General features: G+C 69.6%; 18 protein-coding genes. 10 read left to right on the forward strand and 8 right to left on the reverse strand.

The genetic code is table 11. The features are described from left to right. Positions 1–442: 442 nt before the first annotated feature. Complete coding sequence (locus tag ACWD26_RS05825; RefSeq protein ID WP_451266542.1) at positions 443–1,423, forward strand: NAD(P)H-quinone oxidoreductase; 981 nt, start codon at positions 443–445, stop codon at positions 1,421–1,423. 178 nt (positions 1,424–1,601) lie between these two features. On the opposite strand, the gene ACWD26_RS05830 is transcribed toward ACWD26_RS05825, so the two are convergent. Continuing rightward, on the reverse strand, positions 1,602–2,009 hold the full coding sequence (locus ACWD26_RS05830; protein ID WP_451266544.1) for a hypothetical protein: 408 nt from the start codon (positions 2,007–2,009) through the stop codon (positions 1,602–1,604). 247 nt (positions 2,010–2,256) lie between these two features. Between ACWD26_RS05830 and ACWD26_RS05835 the strand changes: the two genes are divergently transcribed. Next, the gene (locus ACWD26_RS05835; RefSeq protein WP_451266546.1) at positions 2,257–2,802 is read left to right on the forward strand and encodes a bacterial proteasome activator family protein; all 546 of its coding nucleotides are present in this window, start codon (positions 2,257–2,259) and stop codon (positions 2,800–2,802) included. 99 nt (positions 2,803–2,901) lie between these two features. Here the strand turns inward: ACWD26_RS05835 and ACWD26_RS05840 are convergent, their stop codons facing one another. Then, positions 2,902–4,563, reverse strand: coding sequence for a protein kinase domain-containing protein (locus ACWD26_RS05840; protein ID WP_451266548.1), 1,662 nt, complete (start codon positions 4,561–4,563; stop codon positions 2,902–2,904). 399 nt (positions 4,564–4,962) lie between these two features. Between ACWD26_RS05840 and ACWD26_RS05845 the strand changes: the two genes are divergently transcribed. The 4 genes from ACWD26_RS05845 to ACWD26_RS05860 all read left to right on the forward strand — a co-directional run bounded on the left by ACWD26_RS05845 (position 4,963) and on the right by ACWD26_RS05860 (position 10,970). Then, positions 4,963–6,552: a protein kinase domain-containing protein gene (locus ACWD26_RS05845; protein ID WP_451266550.1), complete on the forward strand. Its 1,590-nt coding sequence runs from the start codon at positions 4,963–4,965 to the stop codon at positions 6,550–6,552. A gap of 700 nt (positions 6,553–7,252) precedes the next feature. Next, positions 7,253–8,470 carry a pyruvate dehydrogenase (acetyl-transferring) E1 component subunit alpha gene (gene pdhA / locus ACWD26_RS05850; protein ID WP_451266552.1) on the forward strand — a complete coding sequence of 406 codons (1,218 nt, stop codon included), beginning with the start codon at positions 7,253–7,255 and terminating at the stop codon, positions 8,468–8,470. A 2-nt stretch (positions 8,471–8,472) separates the two neighbouring features. Continuing rightward, positions 8,473–9,501 carry an alpha-ketoacid dehydrogenase subunit beta gene (locus ACWD26_RS05855; RefSeq protein ID WP_451266554.1) on the forward strand — a complete coding sequence of 343 codons (1,029 nt, stop codon included), beginning with the start codon at positions 8,473–8,475 and terminating at the stop codon, positions 9,499–9,501. Between the two features lie 11 nt (positions 9,502–9,512). Beyond that, on the forward strand, positions 9,513–10,970 hold the full coding sequence (locus tag ACWD26_RS05860; RefSeq protein WP_451266556.1) for a dihydrolipoamide acetyltransferase family protein: 1,458 nt from the start codon (positions 9,513–9,515) through the stop codon (positions 10,968–10,970). Positions 10,971–11,077: 107 nt separating this feature from the next. Here ACWD26_RS05860 and ACWD26_RS05865 read toward each other — a convergent pair whose 3' ends face one another. Beyond that, the gene (locus tag ACWD26_RS05865; protein WP_451266558.1) at positions 11,078–12,061 is read right to left on the reverse strand and encodes a BRO-N domain-containing protein; all 984 of its coding nucleotides are present in this window, start codon (positions 12,059–12,061) and stop codon (positions 11,078–11,080) included. A 181-nt stretch (positions 12,062–12,242) separates the two neighbouring features. Beyond that, positions 12,243–13,073, reverse strand: a complete 831-nt coding sequence (locus ACWD26_RS05870) for a D-alanyl-D-alanine carboxypeptidase family protein (protein ID WP_451266560.1) — start codon at positions 13,071–13,073, stop codon at positions 12,243–12,245. Positions 13,074–13,376: 303 nt separating this feature from the next. On the opposite strand from ACWD26_RS05870, the gene ACWD26_RS05875 reads away from it, so the two are divergent. Both ACWD26_RS05875 and ACWD26_RS05880 read left to right on the forward strand, forming a co-directional pair. Continuing rightward, complete coding sequence (locus ACWD26_RS05875) at positions 13,377–14,051, forward strand: GntR family transcriptional regulator (protein WP_451266562.1); 675 nt, start codon at positions 13,377–13,379, stop codon at positions 14,049–14,051. Next, the gene (locus ACWD26_RS05880; protein WP_451266564.1) at positions 14,048–15,364 is read left to right on the forward strand and encodes an MFS transporter; all 1,317 of its coding nucleotides are present in this window, start codon (positions 14,048–14,050) and stop codon (positions 15,362–15,364) included. The genes ACWD26_RS05875 and ACWD26_RS05880 overlap by 4 nt, the downstream gene beginning before the upstream one ends. A 136-nt stretch (positions 15,365–15,500) precedes the next feature. On the opposite strand, the gene ACWD26_RS05885 is transcribed toward ACWD26_RS05880, so the two are convergent. After that, on the reverse strand, positions 15,501–16,325 hold the full coding sequence (locus ACWD26_RS05885; RefSeq protein WP_451266566.1) for a maleylpyruvate isomerase family mycothiol-dependent enzyme: 825 nt from the start codon (positions 16,323–16,325) through the stop codon (positions 15,501–15,503). Between the two features lie 232 nt (positions 16,326–16,557). On the opposite strand from ACWD26_RS05885, the gene ACWD26_RS05890 reads away from it, so the two are divergent. Beyond that, entirely contained in the window at positions 16,558–17,352 is a 795-nt protein-coding gene (locus ACWD26_RS05890; protein WP_451266568.1) for a carbon-nitrogen family hydrolase, read from the forward strand. A gap of 171 nt (positions 17,353–17,523) precedes the next feature. Further along, positions 17,524–19,371 carry a thioredoxin-like domain-containing protein gene (locus ACWD26_RS05895; protein WP_451266570.1) on the forward strand — a complete coding sequence of 616 codons (1,848 nt, stop codon included), beginning with the start codon at positions 17,524–17,526 and terminating at the stop codon, positions 19,369–19,371. A 29-nt stretch (positions 19,372–19,400) separates the two neighbouring features. Here ACWD26_RS05895 and ACWD26_RS05900 read toward each other — a convergent pair whose 3' ends face one another. The 3 genes from ACWD26_RS05900 to ACWD26_RS05910 form a co-directional block, all read right to left on the reverse strand. Then, a complete protein-coding gene (locus ACWD26_RS05900; RefSeq protein WP_451266572.1) occupies positions 19,401–19,637 on the reverse strand; it encodes a DUF6458 family protein in 237 nt (78 codons plus the stop codon). A gap of 121 nt (positions 19,638–19,758) precedes the next feature. Next, the gene (locus ACWD26_RS05905) at positions 19,759–21,057 is read right to left on the reverse strand and encodes a M18 family aminopeptidase (RefSeq protein ID WP_451266574.1); all 1,299 of its coding nucleotides are present in this window, start codon (positions 21,055–21,057) and stop codon (positions 19,759–19,761) included. 144 nt (positions 21,058–21,201) lie between these two features. Continuing rightward, complete coding sequence (locus tag ACWD26_RS05910; RefSeq protein WP_451266576.1) at positions 21,202–23,028, reverse strand: acyl-CoA dehydrogenase; 1,827 nt, start codon at positions 23,026–23,028, stop codon at positions 21,202–21,204. Between the last annotated feature and the right edge of the window lie 70 nt (positions 23,029–23,098).

Genomic DNA, 23,098 nt, shown 5'->3' on the forward strand with positions numbered 1-23,098 from the left:
GTGTCCGGGGCTACGCAAGGGGAGACCACCGGGACCGCCGAAACTCATCGGTCGCCGCGCGGGCCATCACGACTCCGTCGGCTGCTTCGCCATCGGGGCGAAGCGCGTCCGGAAGCGGGAACCCTGCGGCCGTAGGGTCTCCACGGTCTCGCCGATGGAGCCAGATCGCACCCCAATTAGGACCAAGGGCGCAGCGGGACCGGACCAACGACGTAGTGGCGTCGGACCGGGGATGTGGGGTGGGTCGGCAGGGTTCGGGGAACGGGTGGCTGTCGAGGCAGGGGGAGCAAGGCCGCCGGGAACCTGGCAGATGCAAGGCCGCCGGGACCGGGGGATACAGAGCTGCCGGGATCGGGGGGATACAAGGCTCCTGGGATCGGGGGGATATAAGGCCGCCGGGACCGGGGGCACGGCGTGGAGGGCGGGGAGTAGCGTCCCTCTCATGCATGCGATCACGATTCCCCAACCCGGTGGACCCGAGGCGCTGGTGTGGGACGAGGTCCCCGACCCGGTGCCCGGTGAGGGCGAAGTCCTCATCGAGGTGGCGGCGAGCGCCGTGAACCGCGCCGACCTGCTCCAGCGGCAGGGCTTCTACGACCCACCGCCCGGCGCCTCCCCCTATCCCGGCCTGGAGTGTTCCGGACGGATCGCGGAGATCGGCCCCGGCGTGTCCGGATGGAGCGTCGGCGACGAGGTGTGCGCGCTGCTCTCGGGCGGCGGCTACGCGGAGAAGGTCGTCGCCCCGGCCGGCCAGCTGCTGCCCGTGCCGTCCGGCCTCGACCTCAACCACGCCGCCGCGCTGCCCGAGGTGACGTGCACGGTCTGGTCGAACGTCTTCATGATCGCCCATCTGCGCCCCGGTGAGACCCTTCTCGTGCACGGCGGCTCCAGCGGCATCGGCACGATGGCCATCCAGTTGGCGAAGGCCGTCGGTGCGAAGGTCGCCGTCACCGCGGGGACCGAGGAGAAGCTCGCACAGTGCGCCGCCCTGGGCGCGGACGTTCTGGTCAACTACCGCGAGCAGGACTTCGTCGAGGAGGTCCGGAAGGCCACCGACGGCAAGGGCGCGGACGTCATCCTCGACAACATGGGCGCCAAGTACCTCGACCGCAACGTCCGCGTCCTCGCCGTCAACGGCCGCCTCGCGATCATCGGCATGCAGGGCGGCATCAAGGGTGAACTGAACATCGGCGCCCTTCTCGCCAAGCGCGCGGCGATCAGCGCGACCTCGCTGCGGGCCCGGCCGCTGGAGGAGAAGACCACCATCGTCGCCGCCGTACGCGAACATGTGTGGCCGCTGGTCGGCGGCGGCCACGTCCGCCCGGTCGTCGACCGCGAGATCCCCATGAACGACGCGGGCACGGCCCATCGGGTGCTGGAGGAGAGCGGTCACGTGGGGAAGGTGCTTCTGGTCGTGCCGTAGACGGGCCGGCCCGGGGGAGTACGGCGGGAAGCCGCCCCGGCCTGCCCGCCGTCGGAAGGCCGAACGGGCGACCGAGCGATCGGGCGGCGCGGCGGACCACCGAGCCCGCCTCAGCCCCAGGCCAGGCCCGCCGCAGCCCGCTCAGTCCCCGGTGTCCGTAGCCGAAGGTAAGCCCGGCTCAGTCCCGGCGTATCCGCAGCCCCACGAAGGCCAGGCCGAGGCCCAGGCCCATCAGCATGAGGCCGCTGCCGAGGGCGAGGGCCGGGAGGACGGGTTCCTCGACGGTTTCGCTGCCGGACCCGGGTGGGCCGGGCGGGACGGGCAGGGCGGCGTTCTCGGACGGTTCGGGGGCGATGGTCGTGCCGGGGCCGTCCGGATCCGCGCCGGGCTCTTCCGGCGCGTACGCGTCGTCCTCGCCCTCCGGTTCCACGGGACCGGCGTCCTGCCGCCCCGGCCGCTCCCGCCCCTCGCCCGCGCGGCTGCCGGCCCAGGAGGTGGAGGGGTCGGGCTCGGCGGCGTACGTGGCCGGCCCGGCCCCCGCCACCAGGACCACGAGCATCCCTGTGACGAGAACCAGCCCTGTCACACGCACCGATCGAAGCCAAGAAGCCACGCCCTCAGCGTCACACGCCCCCAGCCCCCCGGCACGCCGGAATCCGCCTGCCAAGCCCCGACCCAGCCCCACCCGATGCCGAACCGGGCCGATGTACAACCGGCCCCCCGGGCAGTCGCCGATCCAAGCCATGACACGAATGGCTGGTACGTAAACGGTGGATCACGCTGCGTCGGGGGCAGCACGGTGGTGAGGTGTACGTGTGCGAGAGAATGGCGGCATGGAGATGCCGAGGAACGAACGGTCGCCCGAACAGCCCCAGATCCTGGTCGTGGGCCAGGACGGCATGGCGGTGGGCGGCGGCGGAGGAGACGAGGACTCCCGCGAGGTCCCGGTGACGGAGATGGTGGAACAACCGGCCAAGGTCATGCGCATCGGCAGCATGATCAAGCAGCTGCTCGAAGAGGTACGGGTGGCCCCCCTCGACGAGGCCAGCCGGGCCCGGCTGAAGGAGATCCACGCCAGCTCCGTCAAGGAACTCGAGGACGGTCTGGCGCCCGAACTGGTCGAGGAGTTGGAGCGGCTCTCCCTGCCCTTCACGGACGAGGCGATCCCGAGCGACGCGGAACTGCGGATCGCCCAGGCCCAGTTGGTCGGCTGGCTCGAAGGTCTCTTCCACGGGATCCAGACGACGCTGTTCGCCCAGCAGATGGCCGCCCGGGCCCAGTTGGAGCAGATGCGCCGCGCCCTCCCGCCCGGCGTCGGCGGCCAGGACGGCGACGACGACCCGCGCACGCTCGGCCGCTCGGGCGGCCCGTACCTCTAGCCTCCGCTCAACCCCCACCGTACGTACGCAAAGGGCCCGGCACGCGAAGTGCCGGGCCCTTCTTACGACAAGTGACAAGGGGCGACAGGGCCCCTGGCCTCAGGCCGGGTTGCCCGTCGAGACCTTGAGGATGATCGAGGGCATGTCCTTGGGGTCGACGTCCTCGTCGGCCGTCGGGTACTGCTCCATGACCGTGCCCTCGCCGTACGTGTTCTCGTCGACGTCCTGGACGTCGTACTGCCAGCCCGCCGCCTGGAAGCACTTCTTCACCGAGTCGATGTTTTTGAAGGTGAAGTCCGGCAGCTCGATCTTGGCGGGGTCGTTGTACGACTCCGTGGGCTCCGTGCACTCGGTCGAGTCGATGACCTTCGACGTGTCCGGCCCCTTGTGCCCCTCGACCACGGTCGGCGAGGCCGACGCGTTCGCGCCGCTGTCACCGCCCTCGGACTCGGTGCCGCTGCTCAGGCTGAGCGCCGTGATCAAGCCGCCGATCGCGACGAGCGACACGACGACCGCCCCCACGATCACGCCCCTGTTGTTCTTCCCGCCCCCGGAACGTCCCGCCGACAGCGAGGACTGCTGGGGCGCGATGTTGTACGGCGGCGGGGTGGACGCCCCCTGCTGCGGCGAGTACGCGGCGGTCTGCGGCGGCGTCTGGTAGCCACCCTGCTGCGGGTAGCCGTAGGACGGGGCGGGCGTCGGAGCGGGGGCGGGCGTCGGCGGGCCGTACCCGCCGCCTGTCTGCGCGTGCGGCTGGTACGGCGTCTGGACGCTGCCCGACTGCGGAGCGCCCGTCTGGTCGATGGGCGGGAAGACCGCGGAGGAGACGCCGGCGCCGCTGGACGTCTGCGCGCCCGGCACGATGCTCGGCGCGACGGGCTGGAGCGACGCGGCGACCCGCAGGCACTCGTCGCGCATCGCCTCGGCGCTCGGGAACCGCTCGTTCGGGTTCTTCTTCAGAGCGCGGGCGATGATGGCGTCCACGGCCGGCGGCAGGGAACGGTTGATCGAGGAGGGAGCGACCGGCTCCTCCTGGACGTGCGCATACGCGATGGCCAGCGGCGAGTCCGCCTCGAACGGCAGCCGCCCGGTGGTCAGTTGGAAGAGCATGATGCCGACCGAGTACAGGTCGGAGCGGGCGTCCACACCGCGGCCGAGGGCCTGCTCGGGCGAGAGGTACTGCGGGGTGCCGACGACCATGCCGGTCTGGGTCATCGACGTGACACCGGACTGCATGGCGCGGGCGATGCCGAAGTCCATGACCTTCACGATGTTGCGCTTGGTCATCATCACGTTGCCCGGCTTGATGTCCCGGTGGACCAGGCCCATCTCGTGGCTGATCTCCAGCGCGGCCAGCACATCCGCGGTGATCTTCAGCGCCTTGTCGGCGGGCATCGCCCCGAGCTGGGTGACATCCGCGTCGAGCACCGAGCCGAGCGGCTTGCCCTCGATGTACTCCATGACGATGTACGGCGTCGTCATGCCGTCCATCTCGTCCTCGCCGGTGTCGAAGACCGAGACGATGTTCGTGTGGGTGAGCTTCGCCACGGCCTGGGCCTCGCGGCGGAAACGCTCGCGGAAGGCCTGTTCGCGACCCAGCTCGGTGTGGAGTGTCTTGATCGCCACCTGTCGGTCGAGCACCGAGTCGTACGCGAGGTGGACGGATGCCATGCCGCCCTCGCCGAGCAGGTCCCGCAGCTGATACCGGCCGCCGGCTAGCGACCGCCCCGCGTACCGGCCCTGTGCGGCGTCCTGGCTCATCTTCCTGCGTCCCCCATCGGCGCGCGCGAAAGCTGCTGGCGTGGCTCTCGCGATCGGTGATCCCTGATGATGCTGGTGATCCTTTGTGCTATTCCCGGCCAAGTCTGCCCGAGGGCACTGACACGTCAAGCGCGGTGCCCGATCCGTGACCGTACGCGAAAGAAGCGTCGCGGAAGCGTTACAGGGGGCGTACGCCCGGTACACACAACTTGCACGAGTGCGCGCGCTGCGGGTTTCATGGCCGGTCAGCCTTCGAATCCACCGTGAATCCGTCGCGATCCCCGATTGCCGGCCGCGCATCCAACTCGGACCGGCCCGTTGCGTGAAGGCTGTAGCGTGGCCGACGGAGACCGTAACAAGTACCGCGCGGACCGCGGGCAGAAATGACGGCGAGGACTGATGGCACAGCAGCAGCGCTCTCAGGGCCCGTCCGACCCCGAGGCGACTGGCGGCGGCATGTCGGACGCGCCGGAGTTGTGGGGCAACGGCGGGCTTGTCGGCGACGGCCGGTACCGGATGACCCACAGACTCGGCCGGGGCGGCATGGCCGAGGTGTTCGCGGCCGAGGACGTACGCCTCGGTCGTACGGTCGCGGTCAAGTTGCTCCGCTCCGACCTCGCCGAAGACCCCATTTCCAAGGCCCGCTTCACGCGTGAGGCCCAGGCGGTGGCCGGTCTCAACCACCACTCGATCGTGGCGGTCTACGACTCCGGTGAAGATGTCGTGAACGGTACCCCGGTGCCGTACATCGTCATGGAGCTGGTCGAGGGCCGCACCATCCGCGACCTGTTGATCAACGCGGAGGCTCCCGGCCCCGAGCAGGCACTGATCATCGTCTCGGGTGTCCTCGAGGCGCTGGCCTACTCGCACCAGCACGGCATCGTGCACCGCGACATCAAGCCGGCGAACGTCATCATCACCACCACCGGCGCGGTGAAGGTGATGGACTTCGGCATCGCCCGCGCGTTGCACGGGGCGTCGACGACGATGACGCAGACCGGCATGGTCATGGGCACGCCCCAGTACCTGTCGCCGGAGCAGGCGCTCGGCAAGGCCGTCGACCACCGCTCCGACCTGTACGCCACGGGCTGTCTGCTCTACGAACTTCTCGCGCTGCGGCCGCCGTTCATCGGTGAGACCCCGCTGTCGGTGGTCTACCAGCACGTCCAGGACATCCCGGTGCCGCCCTCCGAGGTCTCGGAGGGCGCGGCGCCGCCGGAGCTCGACGGCCTGGTCATGCGCTCCCTCGCCAAGGAGCCGGACGACCGGTTCCAGACGGCCGAGGAGATGCGCGGCCTCGTCCAGTACGGCCTGCAGATGCTGTACGACCAGGGCGGCCACACCGGCACCTGGAACACCGGGCCCGTCACCATGCACGAGGGCCGGCACACACCGCCGGGCGGTATGTCCGGTACGACGGTCATGCCGCACCCCGGGGAGTCGGGCACCTCGCAGATCCCGCAGCCGATCCTGCCCGGCTACGGCGGTGGCGGCGGCCGCGACGACGGCGGCTTCGAGGGACAGGGCAACCGGGGCAGCGGCCGCGGCAAGCTGTGGATCCTCGCGGTCCTCGCGGTGATCGCCGTCTCGGCGGGTGTCGCGCTGGCGCTGAACGGCAACGACAACACCGGTGGCGGCGGCGGGACCACCAAGTCGCCGACGGCCTCGACGTCCAGCAAGGACAAGGACCCCAGCGAGTCGCCCAGCGACGAGGTGACCGAGGAGCCCACGGACGAGAACACCGGCTCCAGTGACAACGGCGGCGGCTACACGCCGTCGTACACCCAGTCTCCGTCCTTCAGCCAGTCGCCGACGCAGAGCCAGCCGACGCAGAGCCAGCCGACGGAGGAGGATCCGACGACGGCGGATCCGACGCCTTCGGACGACGGGGGGGAGTCGCCTCCGCCGGACGAGTCGCCCGACGACGGCAGCGGCGGCGACACCGGTGCGGTCACGAGCGGTGCCATCGGCGGCGAAGAAGGTCAGTGAGCCGAGGCGTTCGTGGAGTGGCCTCCCGGGGCGTTCCACGTTCGCCTCGCACGCCGCGTCGTACTCCCGTGTCCAGGCGCACTGCCCGGTGGTGAGCCGGCGGACGATCGCGGCCGGGTCGGCGGTTCCGGGGCACATGCCCGCCGAGCCGCTGACCTCGGGCGTGTCACGGACGGTCATTAACGGTCACAGGATGTACAGAACCGAACTGTGGCTCGATGCGCGCACATGCGGGCTCTGCGGCCGCCGTTCCCGAGAGAAATATGGCGATTCAGCCTCCTTCACGTATGGAGCAATTACTCCAGGCGATCTAGTGGCCCACCCCCTGCGAAGTCTTCCCGTGGCCGGGGTGGCCGGGATAACGTGCCGGTGTTCCGGCCCCCCTGCCAGGCTGTGACCAGTGCTGTGACCAGCAGATGTTCCCGACGGACGCGACTTACTTGGACCCCCTAGTACCGAATTACTTGGAAATCCAAGGAAAATCGCAGGTCAATAGGGGTTTCACAGGAATGTGGAGCACTGGGTAACGTGCCTCGTGCAGGGCGTTCGCCGGGGCACCTGTCACGTCTGTTCCCGGCCAAGGGCACCCACCCCGTGCACGGGCACCGGGATCAGGCGAGCCGCTCCCCCAGGCTCTCAAGGACTGGGGGGACCCCCAGTCCTCGGCAACCCCGGGGGCCGGACCGACGGAGGAGCACACGTGACCGTGGAGAGCACTGCCGCGCGCAAGCCGCGACGCAGCGCCGCAGGCAAAACCGGCACCACCGGCAGCAAGGCGGCCGGTACCACCGGCACCAGGCGCGCCACTGCGAAGAAGCCGACCGACGGCCGGCCCGAACTCGTTCAGCTGCTGACGCCCGAGGGCAAGCGCGTCAAGAATGCCGAGTACGACTCGTTCGTCGCCGACATCACGGCCGACGAGCTGCGTGGCCTGTACCGCGACATGGTGCTGACCCGCCGTTTCGACGCCGAGGCCACTTCCCTGCAGCGTCAGGGCGAGCTGGGCCTGTGGGCCTCGCTGCTCGGCCAAGAGGCCGCCCAGATCGGCTCCGGGCGGGCCACCCGCGAGGACGACTACGTCTTCCCGACCTATCGCGAGCACGGCGTCGCCTGGTGCCGAGGCGTCGACCCGACCAATCTGCTCGGCATGTTCCGCGGCGTGAACAACGGCGGCTGGGACCCGAACAGCAACAACTTCCACCTCTACACGATCGTCATCGGCTCCCAGACGCTGCACGCCACCGGCTACGCCATGGGCGTCGCCAAGGACGGCGCCGACTCGGCGGTCATCGCCTACTTCGGGGACGGGGCCTCCAGCCAGGGCGACGTCGCCGAGGCGTTCACCTTCTCGGCGGTCTACAACGCGCCCGTCGTGTTCTTCTGCCAGAACAACCAGTGGGCCATCTCGGAGCCCACGGAGAAGCAGACGCGCGTGCCGCTGTACCAGCGTGCTCAGGGCTTCGGTTTCCCGGGCGTCCGCGTCGACGGCAACGACGTCCTCGCCTGCCTCGCCGTCACCAAGTGGGCGCTGGAGCGCGCCCGCCGGGGCGAGGGACCCACGCTGGTGGAGGCGTACACGTACCGCATGGGCGCCCACACCACCTCCGACGACCCGACCCGCTACCGCCACGACGACGAGCGGGTGGCCTGGGAGGCGAAGGACCCGATCGCGCGTCTGCGCGGCTACCTCGAGTCCGAAACGGACACGAACGAGGGATTCTTCGCGGAACTCGAAGCGGAGAGCGAGGCGTTGGGAAGGCGAGTGCGCGAAGTGGTGCGTGCCATGCCCGACCCGGACCACTTCGCCATCTTCGAGAACGTGTACGCGGACGGACACGCGCTCGTGGACGAGGAGCGCGCCCAGTTCGACGCGTACCAGGCGTCGTTCGCCGATGTGGACGTAGAGGAGGGCAAGTAGCGATGACCACGCAGACAACCGCGCCGACTGCCGGGCAGACCGCCGGGCACTCCGGCGTGAAGAGCATGGCGGTCGCCAAGGCGATCAACGAATCGCTGCGCAAGGCCCTCGAAGCCGACCCCAAGGTCCTCGTCATGGGCGAGGACGTAGGCAAGCTCGGCGGTGTGTTCCGGGTGACGGACGGCCTGCAGAAGGACTTCGGCGAGGACCGGGTGATCGACACCCCGCTCGCCGAGTCGGGCATCGTCGGCACCGCCATCGGCCTCGCCCTGCGGGGCTACCGCCCGGTGGTCGAGATCCAGTTCGACGGTTTTGTTTTCCCGGCGTACGACCAGATCGTCACCCAGCTCGCCAAGATGCACGCGCGCTCGCTGGGCAAGGTCAAACTGCCCGTCGTCGTCCGCATCCCCTACGGCGGCGGCATCGGCGCGGTCGAGCACCACTCCGAGTCCCCGGAGGCGCTGTTCGCGCACGTCGCGGGTCTGAAGGTGGTCAGCCCGTCGAACGCCTCGGACGCCTACTGGATGATGCAGCAGGCCATCCAGAGCGACGACCCGGTGATCTTCTTCGAGCCGAAGCGCCGCTACTGGGACAAGGCCGAGGTCAACCCCGAAGCCATCCCCGGCCCGCTCCACAAGGCCCGCGTCGTCCGGGAGGGCACCGACCTCACGCTCGCCGCGTACGGCCCGATGGTGAAGCTCTGCCAGGAGGTCGCCGACGCGGCCGCCGAGGAGGGCAGGGCTCTGGAGGTCCTGGACCTGCGGTCGGTGTCCCCCCTGGACTTCGACTCGATCCAGGCGTCCGTGGAGAGGACCGGCCGTCTGGTCGTGGTCCACGAGGCCCCGGTGTTCTTCGGCTCGGGCGCCGAGATCGCCGCCCGCATCACCGAGCGGTGCTTCTACCACCTGGAGGCCCCCGTCCTCCGCGTCGGTGGGTACCACGCCCCCTATCCGCCGGCCCGCCTGGAGGAGGAGTACCTGCCGGGCCTGGACCGGGTGCTCGACGCCGTCGACCGCTCGCTGGCGTACTGAGGGAGAGGTCCGTGACGACGATGACAGACACGTCTCTGCGCGAGTTCAAGATGCCCGACGTGGGCGAGGGACTCACCGAGGCCGAGATCCTCAAGTGGTACGTCCAGCCCGGTGACACGGTCACCGACGGCCAGGTCGTCTGCGAGGTCGAGACGGCCAAGGCCGCCGTCGAACTGCCCATCCCGTACGACGGTGTCGTGCGCGCACTGCACTTCCCCGAGGGCACCACGGTCGACGTCGGCACGTCGATCATCGCGGTGGCCGTGGCGGGCGGTGCGGCTCCGGTCGAGGAGACGGCCCCCGCGAAGGAGGAGCCCCGGCCTCAGGCCCAGCCCAAGCCCCAGCCCGAGCCGGCGGCAAAGAAGCCCGAGGGCCGTAAGCCGGTCCTCGTCGGGTACGGGGTCGCCGAGTCGTCCACCAAGCGCCGGCCCCGTAAGGGGCTCCCGCCCGCCGCGGCCCCGGCCGAGGACACGCTGTACGCGGCCACCGCGATCCAGGGTGTTCAGGGTGTCCAGGGTGAGTTGAACGGACACGGTCATGCCCCCGGCGGGCAGCGTCCGCTGGCGAAGCCGCCGGTCCGCAAGCTGGCCAAGGACCTCGGCGTGGACCTGGCGACGATCACCCCGTCCGGCCCGGGCGGCATCATCACCCGCGAGGACGTCCACGCGGCGGTTGCCCCGGCGAAGGCCCCGGAACCGGTGGTGGAGGCTCCCGCGGCCCCCGCCGCTCCTGCGGCCGCCCCGGCGCCGGCGGTGTCGTACGACGGCGCGCGCGAGACCCGTATCCCCATCAAGGGTGTCCGAAAGGCGACGGCGGCGGCGATGGTCGGCTCGGCGTTCACCGCGCCGCATGTCACCGAGTTCGTGACGGTCGACGTCACGCGCACGGTGAAGCTGGTCGAGGAGCTGAAGCAGGACAAGGAGTTGGCGGGCCTGCGGGTCAACCCATTGTTGTTGATCGCCAAGGCCCTGCTGGTGGCGATCAAGCGCAATCCGGAGATCAACGCGTCCTGGGACGAGGCCGCGCAGGAGATCGTGGTCAAGCACTACGTGAACCTGGGCATCGCCGCGGCGACCCCGCGCGGTCTGATCGTCCCGAACATCAAGGACGCCCACGCGAAGACGCTGCCGCAGCTGGCGCAGTCGCTGGGCGAGCTGGTCACGACGGCCAAGGAGGGCCGGACCTCCCCTGCCGCCATGCAGGGTGGCACGGTCACCATCACCAACGTCGGCGTCTTCGGCATCGACACCGGCACGCCCATCCTCAACCCCGGCGAGTCGGCGATCCTCGCGGTCGGCGCGATCAAGCTCCAGCCGTGGGTCCACAAGGGCAAGGTGAAGCCCCGTCAGGTCACCACCCTGGCGCTCTCCTTCGACCACCGGCTGGTGGACGGGGAGCTGGGCTCCAAGGTGCTGGCCGATGTGGCGGCGATTCTGGAACAGCCGAAGAGGCTTATCACTTGGGCGTGAGACGCTCGACTGGATAGGCTCAAGGTGAAGGGGTCGGTCGCAACTTCGGACTGCGACCGGCCCCTTCTTTTCTGTCCCTGCCCAGGTGTCGTCAGCGCCTGGGTGCGTCAGCGTCGGCTGAGCACATACACCGGAGCACCGTCCTCCGCCGCGCCCAAGGGGTGGATGCAGGCGTGCTTGCGCAGCAACCGGAGACATTCGTTGACGCGGTGCACCGACAGACCCGTACGGGCCGCGATCGCGTCCAGGGGTTGCCGCAGCTCGCCCTCCTCGACCAGCACCGGGGCGATCACCACGGCCACCGTCCACACGTCCGCCGTCACGGACAACCGCTCCCGCCAGTCGGCCAGCACGGACTCCGTGGTCGGGTGCGCGGAGAAGGCGGTGGTGTTGGGCGCCGGTCGCTCGACGGACAGGGCGTCGAGCCGGTTCGCGATGCGTTCCATGGCTTGGGCGATGGCTTGCTGGGCGATGAGGGTGGCGCTGTGCAGCTCCACCATTTGCTCCTGCAGGGCGATCGACTTGTGCTGCAGGTCGAGTGACTTGTGCTGCGTGACCGCGAGTTGCTCGTCCGCCTGGAGGTTGCGCTCCTCCAGCCGGACGATGGCCTCGGCGACCTGCTCGGGCATGGCGTACGCGATGGGGGCACCCGGCTCGGCGGGTTGTACCTCGGCCTCCTCCAGGGTGTAGGAGCCCTCGCGCTGAATGGTCTCGATCACCTCGGCGACCCACTGTTTGAAAGGGGCGCACTCGGGCTTGGTGCAGGCGCTGACGAGAAGGATCAGGCCCTGGAGATCGATGAGATTCAGGTCTCGGCGCCACTCCCGACCTGCGGGAACGCTGAGACCGTAAGCTCCAGTTACGGTCTCGAGAATCTCTCGGTGCTCCTCGGGGACGTGGTCGGAGAGTGCCTGCCGAGAGTTGGTGTGCCCCAACTGCTTGCAGACATCGACCGCCGGAAACCAGTGGGTCCCGTCCGGCATGGTCAGTCGGCGGACGCGGGCTCCGGTAGCCGCGTAGACGAAGTCGCCGGCGTCGATCGCGTCGCGCTGTGTGCGCGGGTTGGGCTGGTGCTTGCTGGGTTCGATCATGTGAACCACCTCCGCTGCGGAACGTACGGCGGAGCAAATCGAATATGCCAGCTGGCTTAGCCATATTCACTATTGCGAGGGAAGTGCGTGCGTTCTTGTGATCAAGGACCTTACAGAACGAAGGGGGCCACCGCGGCGAGCGGTGGCCCCCTTGTCGTACCTCCGAAGAGGCCCGAGTCGCCTAGAGCGTGGCGAAGCCGTAGTCCATGAGCTTCTTCACGTCGGCCGTGCGGGTGGTCGCATTGGTGGACGTGAGGACGGTGCCCACGATCGTCTTGCCGTTGCGGGTCGCGGCGAAAACGAGGCAGTACTTGGCCTGGCTGCCGGAGCCGGTCTTCACACCGAACGTTCCCTTCCAGCCGAGCAGCTTGTTGGTGTTCTCCCAGGTGTAGTAGCGGTAGCCGCCACTCTTGGTGGTCACCTTCTGCTTGGTGGTCTTCGTGCCCACGATCGACTTGAACGTGGAGTTCTTCAGCGCGTTGCTGGCGAGCTTGGTGAGGTCACGCGGCGTCGAGTAGTTCGAGCCGTTGCTGATGCCGTCGAACGAGTCGAACTTCGTGTTCTTCATGCCGAGGCTCTTGGCGGTGGAGTTCATCTTGGAGAGGAACGACTTCACCCGCGCTGCACGCGTCGAGCCCGTGCCGAACTTGTCGGCGAGCGCGTACGCGGCGTCGCAGCCCGACGGGAGCATCAAGGCGTAGAGGAGTTGGCGGACGGTGACTTTGTCGCCGACGATCAGGCCTGCGTGGGACGCCTGGTTCTTGACGATGTAGTCGCTGTACGCCTTCGAGACCGTGACCTTGGCGTTCAGGTTCAGGTTCTTCTGCGACAACACGACCTTGGCGGTCATGATTTTGGTGGTGGAGCCCGTGGACCGCTTGGTGTCCGCGGCCTTCGTGTACAGCACCTTGCTGTTGGCGTTGTTCCACACGAACCCGCCCTTGGCGGTGATCGTCGGCTTCGCGGGAGCGGCCTGCGCGGGAGCGGAGGTGATGACTCCGGTCGCGATCATCGCACCGGTGGTCACGGCGACTGCGGCGGCCCTGCGGACACGTGCGCCCTTTATGGCGGTAATCAAGTCAAGTACCCCGATTGCGTCAAATGTCTGTGGAGCGCGGCCACTTGTGGCTCCGGTTTGCGGGCAAGCAGGGCCGCTTCTCGTGTGACAAGTGAGTAGCACAAAAGGTTGTGCGCTGGGTGAGGTGGGGGTCAATTCAAGTCCACCTGACAGTCCCCTGACAGATGCAGAGTGGAGTCACCGTCCGGATCGTGGACGACGAGGGCAATGCGTACGTGTTGTATCTATGCTGTGGGCATGCTCTCCGCCCCAACTCCCGCCCCCGCCCCCGCCGTGAAGCAGCCCCCTGCCGCCGAGCGTGTCTACGCCCACGTCAAACAGGGTGTCCTGGAGCGCCGCTACGAGGGCGGCACGCTGCTCACCGAGGGCGAGCTGGCCGAGGCGGTCGGGGTGTCCCGGACGCCGGTGCGCGAGGCGCTGCTGCGGCTGGAGGTCGAGGGGCTGATCAAGCTCTACCCCAAGAAGGGCGCCCTGGTCCTGCCCGTCTCCGCGCAGGAGATCGCGGACGTCGTCGAGACCCGGCAGCTGGTCGAGGAGCACGCCGTCCGCAAGACGGTGCCGGCCTCGCCGCAGCTGATCGAGCGCCTGGAGAGCCTCCTGGAGCAGCAGAAGGCGCAGGCCGCCGCCGGGGATCTGGCGGGCGCCGCGGTGACCGACCGCTGCTTCCATGCCGAGATCGTCCGCAGCGGGGGGAACGAGATCCTCTCACGCCTCTACGACCAGCTCCGCGACCGGCAGCTGCGCATGGGCGTCGCCGTGATGCACGCCCACCCCGACCGCATCACCAAGACGCTCACCGAGCACGAGGAGATCCTCCAGGCGCTGCGCGCGGGCGACGCGGAGGCGGCCGTGGGGCTCGTGCACCGGCACGTCAGCTGGTTCTCCAACCTGGCGCGGGGGGAGGTCCGTTGAGCCGCCCCGCCATATCCTCGTCCGCCGGGTCCCTGCCCGGAGACCCGCCCGGCGGCCGCCTCGCCCTCGCCGTCTGGGGTGTGGGTGTCTCCGTCTACTTCGTCGCCGTCATCTTCCGTACGTCGCTGGGGGTGGCCGGCCTCGACGCCGCCGACCGCTTCCATGTGGGCGCCTCCGCCCTGTCGACGTTCTCGATACTGCAGCTGCTGGTCTACGCGGGCATGCAGATACCCGTCGGCTTGCTGGTCGACCGGCTCGGCACCAAGAAGGTGCTGACCCTGGGCGTCCTGCTGTTCACGGCCGGCCAGATCGGCTTCGCGCTGTCACCGTCGTACGGCACGGCGCTGGCCTCGCGGGCGCTGCTGGGCTGCGGCGACGCGATGACGTTCATCAGCGTGCTGCGGCTGGGCAGCCGGTGGTTCCCGGCCCGGCGCGGGCCGCTGATCGCGCAGATGGCGGGCCTCGTCGGTATGGCGGGCAACCTGGTCTCGACGCTGCTGCTGGCCCGGCTGCTGCACGGCGTGGGCTGGACGGCGGCGTTCGCGGGCAGCTCCGTCGCCGGGCTCGTCGTCCTGGTCCTGACCCTGCTGTTCCTGAAGGACCACCCCGAGGGCCATGAGCCGGAGCCGTTCCCGCACCACGGGGCCGCGTACGTGCGGCGCCAGATCGCGGCGTCCTGGCGGGAGCCCGGCACCCGGCTCGGGCTGTGGGTGCACTTCACCACCCAGTTCCCGGCGATGGTGTTCCTGCTGCTGTGGGGGCTGCCGTTCCTCGTCGAGGCGCAGGGCCTGAGCCGGGGCACCGCGGGTGAACTGCTCACCCTCGTCGTCCTGTCCAACATGCTGGTCGGACTGGTGTACGGCCAGATCGTCGCCCGGCACCACGCGGCGCGGTTGCCGCTGGCGCTCGGCACGGTCCTCGCGACGGCGGCGGTCTGGGCGACCACGCTGCTGTACCCCGGCGAGCACGCGCCGATGTGGCTCCTGATCGTCCTGTGCACGGTCCTCGGTGCCTGTGGCCCGGCCTCAATGCTCGGCTTCGACTTCGCCCGTCCGGCGAACCCGCCGGAGCGTCAGGGCACCGCCTCCGGAATCACCAACATGGGCGGTTTCGTCGCCTCCATGACGACCCTGCTCGCGATCGGCGTCCTCCTGGACCTGACCGGCGACGACTACCGCGTCGCCTTCTCCGCCGTCTTCGTCCTCCAGGCCCTCGGCCTCACCCAGATCCTCCGCCTGCGTGGACGCGCGGCCCGCCGCGAGCGGGAACGCCTGGTGGCGAGCCGGGTGGAGACGGTGCACGTACCGGCGTGAGCGGCCCTCGTGAGCGAGCCCTCGTGCACGTTCTCGTAAGGGGCTTCACCCGATGGATGTCTGACGGCCGAGCCACTGCAGGCGCGCTGTGGAGTGCGCGTGAGCGCGCCACCGCCGGGCGGGGAGCCGCCCAGGGTTACACCGTCACCGCGAACGCCCGCAGGATCGCCGCGATCAGATGGGGGTCGCCCTCGCCCTTGATGCGGTCGGCGACGAGGTCGGCGGTGACGCGGCCGCAGGCCAGGCGGACGTAGGTCTCCCAGTCCAGCGTGAGGGTGGCGGCAGGGCCGAGCGCCGGGGCGGTCTCCAGGGTGCCTCGGCCCTGGATGTCGACGCGGACGGTCCGGATGAACTCCACCGGACCGTGGACGTCGAAGACGACGGCCGAACTGCGCGGTGCCTGCGCGTCCTCGGCGACGACCTTCGGCAGCACGGACAACAGCTCGTCACGGACGACGTACGCGCCCGGCGAGTCCAGGTTCCCCGGTTGGCCCAGCGCGGCCCGCAGGTCCTGCTCGTGGACCCATACGTCGAACGCTCGGTTGCGCATGGCCTGTTCGAGGGTCAGCTCCGTGCCGAGCGGACCGCGCACCGTGTGGCCCGGGTCCCGCGACTCGTTCCGCAGCTGGCGGTTGCGCCGGATGATCGTGTACTCCAGCTCGGAGGTCATCTCCGGCGCGGTGTGGTGACGGCGGGCGTCGACCTGCATCTCCATGTACCGCTGGTGCTCGGTCCGTACGTGGTACAGGTCGCGCGGCAGGGTGTGGATGGGGCGCGGGTCGCCGAGCATCTCGCAGTCCAGACCGATGACATGGGAGACCACATCGCGCACCGACCAGCCTGGACATGGCGTCCGCCGGTTCCACTCGCCCTCCACGAGCGGCGACACCAGCTCGGATATCGCGTCCACGGAGTGGGTCCAGGCGTCGGCGTAGGGCTGAAGAGTGGGATGCAGACTCACGGAACGGGACCCCTCGGGCGGTCGGTACGTGTCAGTACGGTCGGTACGTGTCGGCTACGTGGGCGGCGGTTTTCAGTAGGGGCGTCGGCGTTGACGGCGGTGAGTGGGCGTCGGCGGCTGTCAGTGGGTGCTGTGGAACGTTAAGTTACGCTGCTCCGAGGCACCCCGGCAGTGCTTTCGTGTGACGATCGTAGGCCCGTGTGGACGGCTCGAATGCCAGGACGGTGGTAGTGTGCGCGCCTCGCTCATCCAGATCGGCGTAGACGAGGACGAATCGGTCGATTCGCGCAGGCGGCGCGTGGCCTCGCTGGTCCGGGGCCAGGCCGGTGCCGATCTCGTCGTCCTCCCGGAGCTCTGGACCACCGGCGCTTTCGCGTTCGAATCCTTCACCTCGACGGCCGAGCCGCTGCGGGGCCCGACGTACGAGGCGATGGCCAAGGCCGCGAGCGACGCGGGTGTCTGGCTGCACGCGGGCTCGATCCCCGAGCTCGATCCTGACGGACTTCTCTACAACACCTCCCTCGTCTTCTCACCTTCCGGCGACCTCGCCGCCGCCTACCGCAAGATCCATCGCTTCGGTTTCGACAAGGGCGAGGCGGTGCTGATGGGCGCGGGCTCGGAGCTGGTGACGCTCCGCCTGCCCGAGACGACCCTCGGCGTCGCCACCTGCTACGACCTCCGCTTCCCCGAACTCTTCCGCGGCCTCGTCGACGCCGGAGCCGAGACCTTCGTCGTCCCCGCCGGCTGGCCCGAACGCCGCCGCTCCCACTGGACGCTGCTGGCCCAGGCCCGTGCCGTGGAGAACCAGGCGTACGTCCTCGCCTGCGGAACGGCCGGTACCCACGCGGGGGTTCCCCAGGCCGGTCACTCGATCGTGGTCGACCCCTGGGGCGAGGTCCTGGCCGAGGCCGGCTCCGGCGAGGAGGTCCTGACGGTCGACTTCGACCCGACGAAGGTCGCGACGACCCGCGAGCAGTTCCCGGCCCTGAAGGACAGGCTGCTGGGGCTGGAGACACCGCACCGCTGAGCCCTGCCGTCGACGGGCACTCCCGTGCCTCCGTGAGTCGTACTCCCGCAGGAGGGGGAGGCGCTTGCGGCGGTCGGCACGAGGCGGGGCCGCGAGAGTTTTCCACAGGCCTGTGCATGAGGTTGTCCACAGGCTCGCGAAGGGCTCCTCGACAAGTGGCACTCTTGATCCATGAGCGATTCCACCGAGCACCCGGCACCCCGCCGTGTCCGTGTCCGTGCCCCCGAGCTGATCGGTAAGGGCGGCTGGCTGAACACGGGCGGGAAGCAGTACGCCCTCGCTGACCTGCGGGGGAAGATAGTGGTGCTGGATTTCTGGACGTTCTGCTGCATCAACTGCCTGCATGTCCTGGACGAGCTGCGGGAGCTCGAGGAGAAGCACCGGGACACCGTCGTGGTCATCGGGGTGCACTCGCCGAAGTTCGCGCACGAGGCCGAGCACGGGGCGGTGGTCGACGCCGTCGAGCGGTACGGCGTGGAGCACCCGGTGCTCGACGATCCGGAGCTCGCCACCTGGAAGCAGTACGCGGTACGGGCCTGGCCGACACTCGTGGTGATCGACCCGGAGGGGTACGTGGTCGCGCAGCACGCGGGTGAGGGGCATGCGCACGCCATCGAGCGGCTGGTCGCCGAGCTGGAGGCCGAGCACGAGGGCAAGGGCACGCTGCGGCGCGGCGACGGGCCGTATGTGGCGCCCGAGCCCGAGCCGACGGTGCTGCGCTTCCCCGGCAAGGCGCTGCTCCTGCCGGACGGGGACTTCCTCGTCAGCGACACCACCCGGCACCAGCTGGTCCGGCTGGCGGCGGACGGCGAGACCGTCGTACGGCGTTACGGCTCCGGCGAGCGCGGATTCGTGGACGGCGGCGTGGAGCACGCCCGCTTCAGCGAGCCGCAGGGGCTGGCGCTGCTGGACAGCGGTGCGGTGGTCGTCGCCGACAGTGTGAACCACGCCCTTCGCCGGCTCGACCCGGTCACCGGCCAGGTCGTCACGCTCGCGGGCACCGGCCGCCAGTGGTGGCAGGGCTCGCCGACCTCCGGGCCGGCGTGGGAGATCGACCTGTCCTCACCGTGGGACGTGGCGGTCTTCGGCGGCAAGGTGTGGATCGCGATGGCCGGTGTCCACCAGCTGTGGACGTACGACCCGGCCGACCGCACGGTCGCCGTGGCCGCGGGGACGACGAACGAGGGGCTGGTGGACGGGCCGGGCGGCGAGGCCTGGTTCGCGCAGCCTTCCGGGCTCGCGGCCACCGCCGACCGGCTCTGGCTCGCCGACTCGGAGACGTCGGCGCTGCGCTGGGTGGACCTCGACGGGGCGGTCCACACGGCGGTCGGTACGGGGCTCTTCGACTTCGGGCACCGTGACGGCGCCGCCGAACAGGCCCTCCTCCAGCATCCGTTGGGGGTGACGGCCCTGCCGGACGGCTCGGTGGCGGTCAGCGACACCTACAACCACGCGTTGCGTCGCTACGACCCGGTGAAGGACGAGGTCACCACGCTGGCCACGGACCTGAGAGAGCCGAGTGACGCGGTGCTCGTCGGGGAGGACATCGTGGTCGTCGAGTCCGCCCGCCACCGGCTGACCCGGCTGCGGCTGCCGGAGGAGACGGTGAAGGTCGAGGCGGTCGCCCACCGGACGCGGCGCGCGGCCACCGAAGTGGCCCCGGGCAGCGTGCGGTTGGACGTCGTCTTCCAGGCCCCGGCGGGCCAGAAGCTCGACGAGCGGTACGGCCCGTCGACTCGGCTGCTCGTCTCCTCCACCCCGCCCGAGTTGCTGCTCCGGGGCGAAGGCGCGGACACGTCCCTGTCGCGCACGCTCGAACTGGACCCGTCCATATCCGAGGGCGTGCTCCATGTCTCGGCGATGGCGGCCTCCTGCGACGACGACCCTTCCCACGAGTACCCGGCCTGCCACGTCCACCAGCAGGACTGGGGCGTGCCGGTCCGGCTCACGGAGGGCGGGACGGACCGGCTGCCGCTGGTCCTGGCGGGCATGGACGAGAGCACCGACGGACTCGGCTGAGTCCGCCCGCTCTCGCTGTCCGCGGGAGGTCACACGCCGCCGTACCCGTCGCGGTTGTGCCGGCTCTCGTCGATGACAGAAGCCGAGGGCGGCACCACCACTCGCCTCCGCTTGGCGATGCTGCTGAACGTCGCAACTCCGATGAGTCCGACGATCATGAAGATGACGCCGACCAGGTCGAGGTTGACCCCTTGCATGTCCCAGTCGGTGGCGAACGTGAGGATGGCTCCCACGGCGATCAGAATGATGCACCCGCCCAGGCCCATGAGTGTTCCCTCCCAGTCCGGTTGGGTCGGCCGGTCGTTCCGGTCGTTCGGTCCTACCGGTTGACACCGGGTACCCGGACTGGACGGTCAGTAACGGGCCCTCGCGGGCCGGGCCATGGGGTCAGCCCTCCAGGAAGGCCACCAGAGCGTTCGCCAGAAGGTAGGGGTCCTTCGCCCCGCACAGCTCGCGGACGCTGTGCATGGAGAGGATGGCGACGCCGATGTCGACGGTGCGGATGCCGTGGCGGGCCGCGGTGATGGGGCCGATGGTGGTGCCGCAGGGCATGGAGTTGTTGGAGACGAACGTCTGGAAGGGCACGCCGGCCTTCTCGCAGGCGGCGGCGAAGACGGCCCGGCCCGAACCGTCGGTGGCGTAGCGGTTGTTGACGTTCACCTTCAGGATCGGGCCGGCGTCCGCGCGGGGGTGATGCGTCGGGTCGTGCCGCTCCGCGTAGTTGGGGTGGACGGCGTGCCCGGTGTCGGAGGAGAGACAGACCGTGCCGGCGAAGGCACGCGCCCGGTCCTCGTAGGAGCCGCCGCGGGCGAAGACCGAGCGCTCCAGCACCCCGCCGAGGAGGGGACCGTCCGCGCCGGTGTCGGACTGGGAGCCGTTCTCCTCGTGGTCGAAGGCGGCGAGGACGGGGATGAAGGGGAGGTCGTCGCCGGAGGTGGCGACCGAGGCGAGTGCGGCCGTACCGGCGTGCACGGAGAGGAGGTTGTCCATGCGGGGGCCGGCGAGGAGTTCCTTGTCGCGGCCCAGATACGCGGGGGGCTCGACGGGGTGGGTCATCAGGTCCCAGCCGGTGACCTCGCCCGAGGGGAGGCCCAACTCCTCCTCCAGGAAGGCGATGAGGTCGCCGTCGCGGATGTCGTCGCCGAGGCCCCAGACAGGCTGGAGGTGACGTTGCTTGTCGAGCTTGAGGCCCTCGGAGGTGACCGCGCGGTCGAGGTGGATGGCGAGTTGGGGGACGCGGAGGAGGGGTCTGTCGACGTTGACGAGGCGGCTGGTGCCGTCGCGCAGGGAGAGCCGGCCGGCGATGCCGAGGTCGCGGTCGAGCCAGGAGTTGAGCAGCGGTCCGCCGTAGATCTCGACGGCGACCTGGCGCCAGCCGTGGGCGCCGCTGTCGGGGCGGGGTTTCACCCGCAGATTGGGGGAGTCGGTGTGGGCACCGACGATGCGGAAGGGGGTGTGGGGGTGAGCGCCCTCCGGCACGTACCAGGCGATGATCGCGCCGCCGCGCAGTACGTACTTTCCGCCCAGCGAGCCGTCCCACGCGTCGGTCTCCGAGACCTGTCGGAAGCCGGCCTTCTCCAGCCGCTCCGCGGCGCTCGCCACCGCGTGGTACGGGGACGGGCTGCTCGTCAGGAAGGTCATCAGGTCGTCGGTGTGGCCGCGGTCGAAGCGTGGGGGTGTGCGCATGGGGTTCACCTTAACGACGTACGAGGGCCCGCTCCCGGGAGATGGGAGCGGGCCCTCGTGGTGAGCGTGTGGAGGAGAGGGCGCCGGACGGACGGGCAGGGTCCGTCCGGCGCCACGACCGGGGGGAGGCCGGGGGGCGGCTGTCTAGAACGCGGCCTCGTCCAGCTCCATCAGGTCCAGGTCGACGCCCTCGGAGACCTTGCGGGCGAGGGTGACGCCCGGGAGGACGTTGGCCGCGAAGAACTTCGCCGCCGCGATCTTGCCGGTGTAGAACGCCTTGTCCTTGGCGGAGGCGGTCTCCAGCTTCTCGGCGGCGACGGCGGCGCCCTTGAGGAGCAGGTAGCCGACGACCACGTCACCGGAGGCGAGCAGCAGGCGGGTGGTGTTGAGGCCCACCTTGTAGATGTTCTTGACGTCCTGCTCGGTGGCGGCGAGGTCGGTGAGGAGGAGGCCGACGATGGCCTCCAGTTCGACGGCGGCCTTGGCGAGGTGCTCACGGGCCCCGGCCAGCTCCTCGCCGCCCTCACCGAGTGCGAGGAACTTCTTGATTTCCTCGGCGAGGGTGTTCAGGGCGGCGCCCTGGTTGCGGACGATCTTCCGGAAGAAGAAGTCCTGGCCCTGGATCGCGGTGGTGCCCTCGTACAGGGTGTCGATCTTGGCGTCGCGGATGTACTGCTCGATCGGGTACTCCTGCAGGAAGCCGGAGCCGCCGAAGGTCTGCAGCGACTGGGCGAGCTGCTCGTAGCCCTTCTCGGAGCCGTAGCCCTTGACGATCGGCAGGAGGAGGTCGTTGAGCGCGTGCTCGGCCTTGGCGTCCTCGCCCGCCGCCTCCTTGACCGCGATGGAGTCCTGGACGGAGGCGGTGTAGAGGACGAGGGCGCGCATGCCCTCCGCGTACGCCTTCTGCGTCATCAGCGAGCGGCGGACGTCGGGGTGGTGCGTGATGGTGACCTTGGGCGCGGTCTTGTCCATGAAGTTCGCCAGGTCGGGGCCCTGGACGCGCTCCTTGGCGTACTCCAGCGCGTTCAGGTAGCCCGTCGACAGCGTGGAGATCGCCTTCGTGCCGACCATCATGCGGGCGAACTCGATGATGCGGAACATCTGGCGGATGCCGTCGTGCTTGTCGCCGATCAGCCAGCCCTTGGCCGGGTGACGGTCGCCGAAGGTCATCTCGCACGTGTTGGAGGCCTTGAGGCCCATCTTGTGCTCGACGTTGGTGGCGTAGACGCCGTTGCGCTCGCCCAACTCACCGGTCTCGAAGTCGAACAGGTACTTCGGGACGAGGAAGAGGGAGAGGCCCTTGGTGCCGGGGCCGTGGCCCTCGGGGCGGGCCAGCACGTAGTGAAGGATGTTCTCCTCCATGTCGTGCTCACCGGAGGTGATGAAGCGCTTCACACCCTCGATGTGCCAGGAGCCGTCCTCCTGCTGGATCGCCTTGGTGCGCCCGGCGCCCACGTCGGAGCCCGCGTCGGGCTCGGTGAGGACCATGGTGGAGCCCCAGGTCCGCTCGACCGCGATCTGGGCGATCTTCTTCTGGACGTCGTTGCCCTCGTCGTAGAGGATCCCGGCGAACGCCGGGCCGGAGGAGTACATCCACACGGCCGGGTTCGAGCCGAGGATCAGCTCCGCGTACGCCCAGATCAGGGAGGCGGGAGCGGTCGTACCGCCGATGCCCTCGGGCAGGCCGAGGCGCCAGTACTCCGACTCCATGAAGGCCTTGTAGCTCTTCTTGAAGGAGGCCGGTACCGGAGCGGTGTTCGTCTCCGGGTCGAAGACCGGCGGGTTGCGGTCGGCATCCGTGAAGGACTCGGCCAGCTCGTTCTCGGCGAGACGGGCCAGCTCTTCCAGGATGCTCTTGGCGGTGTCCGTGTCCATCTCCGCGAACGGGCCGGTGCCGTACAGCTTGTCGCGCCCGAGGACCTCGAAGAGGTTGAACTCGATGTCGCGGAGATTCGACTTGTAGTGCCCCATGGCGACGGCTCCGTAAGAGAGATCGGCGAGGGACTGGACCTCGCGCTAGTTCACATACCAACAAGTAGCT

The sequence above is a fragment of the Streptomyces sp. NPDC002787 genome (genome assembly GCF_053592095.1).